The organism is Mesorhizobium sp. P2_D1, from assembly GCF_056404455.1.
The window spans coordinates 1-9372 of record NZ_JBFUDZ010000097.1 but is presented as its reverse complement, the minus strand read 5'-3'; the positions used below and the strand labels follow the sequence as shown (position 1 = coordinate 9372).

The window sequence follows — 9372 nt, the reverse complement described above, 5'->3', positions numbered from 1 at the left end:
GACACGGGGCCACAGGTGAGCACGAAGGCGAGAGCGAGGATCAACCTAAACATGGCCGATGGGCCGTTTCGAAATTTTCCTTTCCGCGATCACATTATACCCTATGAAGCTGGCCGGCCAAAGCATGTGGTTACGCACGGAGATCGATCAGGATCAACTGATAACGTGGAACGCAAGGGGCGTTTGCCACCAGCTTATATTAGGAGCACATTATAGATGGGGCTTGGGAGATCCACCCGTCTCTCCGGTCCCAAGGGCCCGGCGTCTCGGAGTTCCCAAACCCAAAGGTTGTCGGGCCCGCCAGTGAGGGACCGAATGCGAACAATCGATCTTTGTGCAGCCGTTGCTCTGTGCATCGTGCCATCCAGCCTACTGGCGGCAGACGAGGTTTCCGTCGAACGCGGTTTGTATATTTCGATCATCGGCGGCTGCCATTTCTGCCATACGGAAGGATACCGTGAAGCCGATGGGAAGATCGATCCGGAGAAAGCGTTGAAAGGCTCTACCGTGGGCTGGAGGGGTCCCTGGGGCACGACCTACGCTGCAAATCTCAGGGATTCGGCAATGGGATTTGATGAGAACGCTTGGGTCAACCACCTCAAGAGCAAGGTCCAATTGCCGCCGATGCCCTGGTACCAAGTCCAAGCCATGACCGAAAGCGACATGCGTTCGGTGTATCTTTACATTAAATCGCTGGGACCACCCGGCGAGTCGGCACCGTTTTACCGGGAGCCAGGCAAGGAGCCGAGGACACCCTATGTCACGCTAGTGCCACCTCAGACACCGAAGAAGAAGTAACAACCTACTGCTTCTTCACCTTCGGCGTGATCTCCTCAATCCTCACCTTGTCGCCGATCTCCTTCGCGAGCGCGAACGCCTTTTCCTTGTCCTTGGTGGCAGCACGGTGCGCCAGTGTGGTTTTTCGAACACGCCCACAACGTAGGTCGTTCCGCCTTGTCGGTCATCTCTCCCCTCCTCCGAGAGGGTTGTCCACCATATTAATCATGGCTAATATAACAGTGGAGGGGACCAAGGTGGAGAGGTTCTTGGCAAGCCCGTTGGCCGCGATGCTGGTAGCGTCGGCAGGACAATGCTGGTCCGAGGACGGCCTCCCTTACAAGCCGATCTCCGAAGAGACCGTGAGAGTTGTCAGCAGCCAGATATATTCCGACATCCTGAGGCGAGCTTGTTTGCAAGGTCGCCGGTATCCGAAAAGCCAAATTGAGAGCGGCTTCAAGAGGCACTTCCAGGAAATGAGACACATGTTGGTGGAGGAAGGGTACACCATCGTGCCAAATGTGACAGAGAACACCTCATCTTGGTCTCTATCGGAGATGGAATTTGATGCCAAGCGGCGCCTTGGTTTCCCACCCCAATTTGGCTGCTTCGGCGCATATTGGCTCAACGAAAATCGGGGCTGGTGACAAGCACCTGGCGCCAGGATCTGCCAGCGCGGTTGTGGTCTGCGCCTGTGGATACGCTCGGGGGCGGACCGAATTTAGCGCTTAGCTAACCGAAAGTCGGTTTCCAGTCGCGGTTGCGCCGCTGCCGATCGCCTTCATAGTCAGGAATGCAGGTGAAGAACACAGGCCGGCGGTCGCGGCCGGCGGCCTTGCACGACGACGGTTTCGCGGGCGGCCAAGGTGTCGGCAATGGTCTTGCAGTACGATTTCTGGACGGGCTTCTAGCGCGCCCCCTTCACCCTCATCTTGAGACCGTAAACACTGCCGGTGGCGGTGATGAAGAGCAGGTCGTTATCTTTGCCACCAAAAGTCACATTCGTCGTCGTCTCGGGTACGTCGATTTGTTCGATCTTCTTTCCCGTTTTATCGAACACAGCCACACCAATCTGGGTGAGATAGACGTTGCCCTCAGAATCGATGGTCATGCCGTCTGAACCGAAATTGCAGAAAAGACGTTTGTTCGTGAGGGCGCCTTCGGGATTTATGTCGTAGGCGTAGGTCTCGCCCGCGCCGTAGTCCCCCACGTAAAGCACCTTGCCGTCTGCCGTACCAATGATGCCGTTAGGCTTAAACAGGTCGGCCGTCATCCGCGTAACGGTCTTGTGGTCGGGCGTGACAAAGTAGACGTTCTGCCCCTCCACCCGGGTACTTTGGTCGTGATCCGAACCGAAATCAGGGTCGGTAAAATAGATGCCGCCGTCTGGACGTATCCACAAGTCATTTGGGCCGTTGAACACCCTGCCGTCGAAGTTGGTCACCAGCACTGAAACTTTCTTGTCGGGCGCAATGGACCACAGTTCGCCCTTATCGGGGGCAACGGCGATGAGGTTGCCGACCTTGTCGAAGTAAGTTCCATTCGCGCGTCCCGCTGGCTTGAGCCAGTCGGAGAATTTCCCGTCTACCGCGCTCCACTTAACGATACGATCGTTCGGGTCGTCGGTGAAGAACACGTTGCCCTCAACATCCGCTGCCGGACCTTCGGTGTATCCATAACCTTCGCCCAATTTTTCCAACTTCGCACCAGGCGCGACGACGGAGGAATCCGCCGCGAAGGTGGAACCTGTTGTGAGCAACAGAACGCCGAGAAGTGCGCAGGTGAAGTCGAATGCTTTCATGAGCAGCAGATTGGGCCAAAATTGGAAGTTGTCTGCGGCGTCAGCAACCAGAAATATTGTCATGTGACGATTTACTCTCAGATAGGCGGCCATTTGTGCTCCCTCCCTTTGTCGCCGAACCCCTTCGCCATCGCTTTGACCTTCCGTTTAGATCTTTACCGGCTTGTGCTCCACCTTTTGCTGCTTCCATCGTTCTTACGGACAGGTCCCGATTATATTAGCAGAAGCGTATATATTCGCCAGCCGGCGCGACCGCGTATGCCCCGGGCCGGTCATGCCCGGCGCTCTTCTGGCCCCGCCGTGCGGAGATATCAGCCGCTTATTAGCTGACGCTTAATGAGGCCGCTGGTCGTGAGAATTGATCGGGTGTAGTCTTTTTGATCCGTATCGGCGGAGGGACAGCCGCATGCGCGGTCTGATCGGCAGCTTGCTCATTTGTCTGGGTGCGCTCTCAACCACCCAGGCCGGTCCGCTTCATGATGCAGTCAAGAGCGGCGATCTAAATGCAATCGCGTCGGCGCTTGATGCCGGCGCCGATATTGAGGAGCAGGAGAAGGGCGCCACGCCGCTCTTCCTGGCTGTGCGCAGCGGCCACGCGGAGGCCGCGGAACTGCTGATCAAGCGCGGCGCCGATGTCAACAAGGAGTCGGCGCTCGGCATGCCGATGACGGTTGCCGTGCTGAAGGACGCCGCCGACATGATCCGGCTGCTGCTGGCGCATGGCGCAGACGCCAATGGCACGACGCGGGGCGAGCCGATGCTGACCCTGGCCGTCGCCAACGGCTGTCTCGACTGCGTCAAGGTGCTGGTCGAGGCCGGCGCCGACGTTAACGCCGTCTGGACCCGAGGTGACCCCGCCCAGCGGCCGAGCATCATCACGCCCTACCACCTTGCCAGGCACGACGACCATGCCGACATCGCCGCCTACCTCAAGGCCCATGGCGTTGTCATTCTGAAGCCCGAGCCGATTTCTGTGAAGCTGGCAAAGGCTGATCCGGCAAAGGGCGCTGTGTTTTTTGCCGCTAACTGCGCTCCCTGCCATGTGACGCGTGCACAAGATGTATCCACCATCGGCCCGAACTTGTGGGGAATTGTCGGACGCGACAAGGCGTCGGCAAAGTTCGAACGCTATTCCAAGACCCTGATGGCTTGGGACGGTGCCTGGACGTACGAGGATCTTAACATTTTTCTGGCCGGTCCCACGCTCACGACGCCCGGCGTAAACATGGACGTGCGTGGCGCGCCCGAGGAGAGTGATCGGCTGAACGTGATCGCCTATCTGCGAACGCTCTCCGACTCGCCGGTTCCGCTGCCCTAATCTGCATGGCCGGTGCAGGAAGGCGCTAGTTGTCGGACTTCACCATCGAGTTATCGGCATATTAGCTACTGCTCAACCAAGACTTAGGTCCAATTGCGCGCTGCTGCTAAGCCGTAGGATATTGTGGTTCTGGCGCTGCCCGCTTACCTATCGCCTATGAACAAAACGAAACTCGCGCTCTGGGTTGCGCTGGTGGTCCTGGCTGTGTTGCTCATGGTCGGCATTTATCTGTTCATTCAAGCGGACGCGCCCGATTGGTCATCGCGCATTTGATCGCCTATTCGGGGTCGTCTTTTCGCCAGACGCTTCAATGGAAAGGCGCTGCTCTCGCAGCCGCCGTCTTGGACTCTCTCGTGCCTATTGGCGGTACTAAGACTGAGGTCCCACAAGCTACCCAGCCGTAGGAGGCCGCACCGGTCCGGTAGTATTCCACGGGATAAACTCGACTTCCTTTCCGGTCACTTCCCGCACCGCCTTCAACAGCACCTCATGCAAGACGCGCGTCTGCCGGTAGTGCTCGCAATGCGGCGATATGAACGGCTTCACAATGCTCCATTGCAGCGCTTCCGCTGCCACCAGAAAGCGCTCGATTTCAGCCTACGATAACTGCTTGGATGTTTTCGATCTGGCCATTGGCGAACTCCGTTAAAGGGGATCGCCGCAACGGGAGGATTATATTCCTCATCCCTGATTGGCCGGCAAGGCTATTCGGGCAAGCCCGGTTCGTAATGCACAATCGCGTCGAGGATCGTTCGATAGAGGCTGTCGACTTCCTCGTCGATCTCGTCCCGCTCGATCCCGATCGACTTGGCGTCAGCGACCAGCTTGTGGGTGAGTTCGTCGACCGAGATGACATCGGCCTTCGTCGTCTCGGGGACGTTGTTGGCCAGCCATTGATCCAGGAAGTTGATTCCGCGTGTGCTCATCGAGCCATAAGCTCGTGCTTTGGTTTCAGTTCCGCACGCGCGCTAGTCGACCTCGATGGGGCGAGTATGCTCCTTGTGGTAGCCGCTAGCTACGCCCGTACGATCCAGTCCAGAATATCGGGGTCAATCTCGTCCAAATCGGTGAGTTCGAGCGCCAGAAGTCGGGCGTACTGGCGGCGCTCACCCTCGGCAATGCGCCTTTCCACAATGGACTTCCGGACGGCGCTGCGAATGATATCGCAGTCGAGAGCCGTCATCTTACTGTGTGGGTCTTCCGACATCCGACACACCCCAATTCGCCGGGGTTCTAGATGGTCAATAGGGAACACAATTAAGGGACTGATAAAGTGCTCGGCCCCGTCCCGGGCGCCGCGCCGCCGTGGGCGTGAGGGCTTCAAAGGCGCTGCGCGTTTTCAGAGCGCAAGCCGGGATGCGTCAATTCTCTTCCCGGAAATCCTGCAGCGAGGCGTGGCGTAGGTCATCCTCGCCGCGCAGGTGCTTCACACGTCCGATCAGCCCCGGCTTCACCCATTGCGTTGCCGGCCGCTTCATGCCCTTGGGCGGCGGCCCTGCCTGCTCCTGGACGCGCTTCCATAGGCGCTGGCGGATTTCGCGGCTGGAATTAATGAAAGCCGAGCCGACATCCTTCCCGGTCGCCCGATCCGCCATCAGTGCGAACGCAGGCTTACCTGCCTCGCGCTCGACGCCAAGCAGTTCATATTCGTCGATCGTGTAGCATTTCGCCTTCAGCCAGTTGGTCGACGGACCGCTTCGGTATTTGCTGTCCTTGCGCTTTGAAACCATGCCTTCAAGGCCGGCCTGATCGACCAGATGAAAGATTGCCCTGGCATCGCCCGGCAACGCCTGGCTGAATTGGATGCGACCACCTTCCGGGATCATCTCAGCCAGGATCTCGCGGCGGTCTTCAAGAGGCATGTCGCGTAGGTCGTGGCCGTTCAGGTGCAGAAGATCGAAGGCGACGAAATAGAGGTCTTGCTGGCGCCGAGTGATCGCTGTCCGTATTGCGGGGTGGGCTCAATCGGTGAGGGCAACACACTAGTCTTTCATCAAAGATGGAGTGTGGGCCATGAAGCAGCGACGTCGCATCTATTATTCTGCCGCCCAGCGATCGGAGATCTGGGATCGATGGCAGGCTGGCGAGTCGATGAAGTCGATTGGGCGGCGGTTTGATCGGGCGTCATCATCGGTGTTCTCGGTGATCTCCCCAGCCGGCGGCATTCGACCAGCCGAGCGGCGACGGGCGCCCAAGGCGCTCAGTCTGGGCGAGCGGGAGGAGATATCCCGAGGGCTCAGTACGCGGTGCTCTTTGCGTTCGATCGCCCACACACTGGGTCGATCGCCGTCCACGATCAGTCGTGAGGTCCTTCGCAATGGCGGGCCTGATCGGTATAGAGCAGCACGTTCCGATCACGCCGCTTGGGATCGGGCCCTGCGCCCCAAGCTGTGCAAGCTGGCTTGCTGTCCGTCCCTAGCCCGGACAGTATCGGTCAAGCTGCAGCGGAAATGGTCGCCAGAGCAGATTGCCGGCTGGCTCAAGCGCACCTACCCAGGGGAGCCGCATAATCAGGTGTCGCACGAAACGATCTATCGCAGTCTGTTCATTCAGGCACGCGGAGTGCTGAAAAAGGAACTGCTGGAGCATCTTAGAGCCAGGCGCACGATCCGCCGTTCCCGGCACGCCAGCATGAAGCGGAGTGGGCTGGGCCAGATCAAGGATGCAATCTCCATCAGCGAACGGCCCGCCACCGTCGAAGATCGAGCAGTTCCCGGCCACTGGGAGGGCGACCTCATCGGCGGGTCCAAGAACAGCTACGTGGCGACGCTGGTCGAGCGTCACTCGCGCTATGTGATGCTGATCAAGGTCGCCAATAAAGATACCGAAAGCGTCGTCTCAGCCCTAATCAAGCAGTCGCAGAAATTGCCCGGAGAGCTCTATCAATCGCTGACGTGGGACCGAGGCAAAGAGCTTGCCGACCACCAGCGGCTGACGCTGGCCACGGACGTCGAGGTCTACTTCTGCGATCCTCGATCGCCCTGGCAGCGCGGCTCGAATGAAAACACCAACCGACTACTGCGCCAATATCTGCCACGTGGCACCGACCTATCCCTGCACAGCCAGGCAAAGCTCAGCGCCATCGCGCGGTCAACGAACGCCCCAGAAAGACCTTGCTCTATCAGACCCCAGCGGAGAAGTTCGCTGAGTGTGTTGCAGCGATCGGTTGAACCCGCCGGCGAAGTCGGACAGGCCGGCGTCGTTCAAAACGATGATCTCACCGTCGATGATGGCGCTTTCCACCTCGAGCAAGGCGGCCGCGGCGGCTAGGTCGCGATACTCCGACGTCCAGTCGAGACCGCGGCGGGTGAAGATGCGGACGATATTGCCTTCCAGAACGATCTGGGAGCGGTAGCCGTCGAACTTGACCTCATGAATCCAGCCATCGCCCTCGGGAGGCTTCTCCACCAGCGTTGCATCAACGGCGGGATGAACTTCAAACGCATGAACTGTCTCGCAAGCCGCGATTCAATTAGCATGCGCTAAAATGGTTCCGGAACAATTTAGGCAAATTGAATGAGATGACCCGGCTCTCGCGATCGAGCAGCCGGGCCATAGGGCTAAAGATCAGTAGTCGTTGTTGTTGTCGTCCTGCTGGATGATGACGTGGCGATGCCGATGYATCGGACGGTCGATCGAGCCCGTGATGACGACGGCATCGCGACCGCCGTGATGCCGGCGCTGCCAGGCGCGCTGGCCATTGTCGTAAAACGCCTGCTCGCCATGATGGCGGTGATGGAGACGATGTCCGTCCCGATAGATGACCATACCGTCGTTGTTGTTGTCGTTCCAGTGATGGCGATGATGTCGGTGGGTCTGGATGACGATGGCTTCGTCTGCTGAGGCCACAGCAGGCGCGGCCAAGCAGAGTGCCAACGCGCTCAGGATCATGACTTTCATTTCGAGTTCTCCAAAGAATGAGTTGCCCTTCGCGGGGTAAACATGTCGCGACCGCTTTGGTTCCGCTGTCACGGCGCGTCGCTCCCGAACAAAAAGCCCGCCACCTTGGGTAAAAGGTGACGGGCTTCCAAAGTCGCCAGCAGAGGGACATTAGCTGGCGGAGAGGTAACTTTCTGCGACGCGTCTAAAACACCAAAATTGCCCACCCCCTTGGTAGCGCGGCCGCCCGTGCATGCTGTCGACAGGAACAAATCCTGGCCTCGCGCGTAGTGGGTACGCAAACTGGGGACATTAACAAATGTATGTCGGGGCGGTTCTGGTCGTTGAGGACGAGCCGCTAATCCTGCTCGATCTTGAATCGGCATTGGAGGAAGCCGGCTTCGAAGTAGCGTCGGCCCCAGATGCAGCACAGGCTATCGCGGCTTTCGATGCAGCCCCGGACAAGTTTAAGGGCCTTATTACAGACGTTCGCCTGGGGGCCGGCCAGTCCGGTTGGGAGGTAGCCAGGCATTTGCGGCAAGCCAACTCAACCATTCCCGTGATCTACATCAGCGGCGATAGCGCCCTTCATTGGGGCGCTGAGGGCGTGCCTAATAGCGTCATGATCACGAAGCCCTTCGTCCTAGCCCAGATCATCACGGCTCTTTCCACGCTGCTGAACGAGCAGCCGACCATCGACCCACAGAACTCTGTATCTCTTTAACGTGGTCGTATTCGCCTTAGCTGCAACGGGGCGTTCCCACAATTGACCCGCTTAAGTCTTGTCCTTGCGGACGATAGACAGCTTCGGCGCTCGGGCTTCCCGGATGATCTTGACGGTTTCGTCTCTAGTGATGCCGACCTTGCGGAAATAGTAGGCGGCTTCCGCTTCAAGCCGGCCCGCTAACGGCGCATCAATCGCCTGCTTTGCCTTCTTCCCCATAAGGCGAATCATAGCACATTGCTGAACTTGGCTGAATGGCCGCCCCGGAGTGGTTAGAATTTCAACCTCCCCCCACTACCTCCGCATCACTGCCGGCTATGTCGAATATGACGAGGCCCGGCGACAGCTTCTACCTCGGACCGTTGGCCGCGCGGTCAGTGGTGGGGCTACAGCGGAACGGGAAGTTCAGGCTGCGGGTTGATCAAATGCTGACGTTCGGTTGAACGAGGAGATAGTCGCGTTTTGACCCAAAGGAGCCCTTCGGCAGCCCGCCTCGGGCCATAAAAGCCGCCGTGTGAGGAATGGTCCAAGGGACGTGATGAGTTGAGATCGCTGTCGGCGCCGGCACTGCACGCTCGCATTGGAGGTAGGACTGGAATACGCTCACCGCCCGGAGCTTCGACCTACGGAACAGGCAGGACAAGCATGGAGCGACGCCTCACCGCAATCCTTGCTGCCGACGTCGTCGGCTACAGCCGCCTCATGGGAGCCGACGAGGTTGGCACGCTTGGGCACCTGAAGAGGCTTCGCGCCGAAGTGATCGAGCCCAAGATCACAGAGTCGCACGGACGCATCGTCGGTTCCGCTGGCGACAGCCTTCTTGTCGAATTCGCCAGCGCAGTCCATGCGGTGCGGTGTGCGGTTGAAGCCCAG

At 58.9% G+C, this 9372-nt stretch carries 11 protein-coding genes and 3 pseudogenes; 6 read left to right on the top strand and 8 right to left on the bottom strand.

Annotated elements, in window-relative coordinates; genetic code table 11:
- Nucleotides 1–315: 315 nt before the first annotated feature.
- Both AC1D0I_RS31695 and AC1D0I_RS31690 read left to right on the top strand, forming a co-directional pair.
- Nucleotides 316–798, top strand: a complete 483-nt coding sequence (locus AC1D0I_RS31695; RefSeq protein WP_477344802.1) for a hypothetical protein — start codon at nucleotides 316–318, stop codon at nucleotides 796–798.
- A 248-nt stretch (nucleotides 799–1046) separates the two neighbouring features.
- Nucleotides 1047–1424 (top strand): hypothetical protein, encoded by a 378-nt coding sequence (locus AC1D0I_RS31690; RefSeq protein WP_477344800.1) that lies wholly within the window; start codon nucleotides 1047–1049, stop codon nucleotides 1422–1424.
- Between the two features lie 260 nt (nucleotides 1425–1684).
- Here the strand turns inward: AC1D0I_RS31690 and AC1D0I_RS31685 are convergent, their stop codons facing one another.
- Entirely contained in the window at nucleotides 1685–2671 is a 987-nt protein-coding gene (locus AC1D0I_RS31685; protein ID WP_477344798.1) for an SMP-30/gluconolactonase/LRE family protein, read from the bottom strand.
- A 313-nt stretch (nucleotides 2672–2984) separates the two neighbouring features.
- Between AC1D0I_RS31685 and AC1D0I_RS31680 the strand changes: the two genes are divergently transcribed.
- On the top strand, nucleotides 2985–3896 hold the full coding sequence (locus AC1D0I_RS31680; protein WP_477344796.1) for an ankyrin repeat domain-containing protein: 912 nt from the start codon (nucleotides 2985–2987) through the stop codon (nucleotides 3894–3896).
- A 390-nt stretch (nucleotides 3897–4286) separates the two neighbouring features.
- Here AC1D0I_RS31680 and AC1D0I_RS31675 read toward each other — a convergent pair whose 3' ends face one another.
- From AC1D0I_RS31675 to AC1D0I_RS31660, 4 genes and pseudogenes are all read right to left on the bottom strand, one after another.
- Nucleotides 4287–4487 carry a hypothetical protein gene (locus tag AC1D0I_RS31675; RefSeq protein ID WP_477344947.1) on the bottom strand — a complete coding sequence of 67 codons (201 nt, stop codon included), beginning with the start codon at nucleotides 4485–4487 and terminating at the stop codon, nucleotides 4287–4289.
- A 113-nt stretch (nucleotides 4488–4600) separates the two neighbouring features.
- Nucleotides 4601–4822 (bottom strand): DUF768 domain-containing protein, encoded by a 222-nt coding sequence (locus AC1D0I_RS31670; RefSeq protein ID WP_477344794.1) that lies wholly within the window; start codon nucleotides 4820–4822, stop codon nucleotides 4601–4603.
- 89 nt (nucleotides 4823–4911) lie between these two features.
- The gene (locus tag AC1D0I_RS31665) at nucleotides 4912–5079 is read right to left on the bottom strand and encodes a hypothetical protein (protein WP_477344792.1); all 168 of its coding nucleotides are present in this window, start codon (nucleotides 5077–5079) and stop codon (nucleotides 4912–4914) included.
- Between the two features lie 178 nt (nucleotides 5080–5257).
- A pseudogene (locus AC1D0I_RS31660) lies at nucleotides 5258–5845 on the bottom strand (ATP-dependent DNA ligase); the annotation flags it as partial.
- 64 nt (nucleotides 5846–5909) lie between these two features.
- Here AC1D0I_RS31660 and AC1D0I_RS31655 point away from each other — a divergent pair.
- Nucleotides 5910–7066: pseudogene (locus AC1D0I_RS31655) on the top strand (IS30 family transposase).
- On the opposite strand, the gene AC1D0I_RS31650 reads toward AC1D0I_RS31655, so the two are convergent.
- Both AC1D0I_RS31650 and AC1D0I_RS31645 read right to left on the bottom strand, forming a co-directional pair.
- Nucleotides 6987–7304: an ATP-dependent DNA ligase gene (locus tag AC1D0I_RS31650; RefSeq protein WP_477344790.1), complete on the bottom strand. Its 318-nt coding sequence runs from the start codon at nucleotides 7302–7304 to the stop codon at nucleotides 6987–6989. The pseudogene AC1D0I_RS31655 and the gene AC1D0I_RS31650 overlap by 80 nt on opposite strands.
- A 159-nt stretch (nucleotides 7305–7463) precedes the next feature.
- Nucleotides 7464–7796 carry a hypothetical protein gene (locus tag AC1D0I_RS31645; RefSeq protein WP_477400073.1) on the bottom strand — a complete coding sequence of 111 codons (333 nt, stop codon included), beginning with the start codon at nucleotides 7794–7796 and terminating at the stop codon, nucleotides 7464–7466.
- A gap of 298 nt (nucleotides 7797–8094) precedes the next feature.
- Between AC1D0I_RS31645 and AC1D0I_RS31640 the strand changes: the two genes are divergently transcribed.
- Entirely contained in the window at nucleotides 8095–8499 is a 405-nt protein-coding gene (locus AC1D0I_RS31640) for a response regulator (protein ID WP_477344786.1), read from the top strand.
- 51 nt (nucleotides 8500–8550) lie between these two features.
- On the opposite strand, the gene AC1D0I_RS31635 is transcribed toward AC1D0I_RS31640, so the two are convergent.
- A complete protein-coding gene (locus tag AC1D0I_RS31635; protein WP_477344784.1) occupies nucleotides 8551–8718 on the bottom strand; it encodes a hypothetical protein in 168 nt (55 codons plus the stop codon).
- A gap of 426 nt (nucleotides 8719–9144) precedes the next feature.
- On the opposite strand from AC1D0I_RS31635, the pseudogene AC1D0I_RS31630 reads away from it, so the two are divergent.
- Nucleotides 9145–9372 (top strand): annotated as a pseudogene (locus AC1D0I_RS31630) (adenylate/guanylate cyclase domain-containing protein); the annotation flags it as partial.